This is a genomic window from Shewanella electrica (assembly GCF_022321485.1).
In the GTDB taxonomy this organism is placed as follows: Bacteria; Pseudomonadota; Gammaproteobacteria; order Enterobacterales; family Shewanellaceae; genus Shewanella; species Shewanella electrica.
In genome coordinates this window covers 1-229 of sequence record NZ_JAKOGG010000868.1, presented here as the reverse complement: position 1 = coordinate 229, position 229 = coordinate 1, and the positions used below count along the sequence as shown (strand labels likewise).

Annotated in this window: 1 protein-coding gene; it reads right to left on the bottom strand. The window is 38.9% G+C overall.

Annotated features, from left to right (window positions below; all coding sequences use genetic code 11):
- A partial coding sequence (locus L9G74_RS22260) for an acyloxyacyl hydrolase (RefSeq protein WP_238899157.1) occupies nt 1–229 on the bottom strand: 229 nt, incomplete at both ends.

Below are 229 nucleotides of genomic sequence, written 5' to 3'. Positions count from 1 at the left end.
TTTGCTCGGTGATAAATATCGTTGATGCCATTTGAAAAGCCCACGTAATATGTGTTCTTTTCGTTGTGGTGCTGTGGCAGAATATAGGCTGCATCCGTTGAATATCATTTTACTAACTTCGTGATTTTTTAGATCAATTGCCCAATAGAAACGATAGCTATAGCCGACGTTTAATAGTTCGATCCCGGGGTTATGTTCACTTAATCCCGCATTGGAATAATGTAAGTAG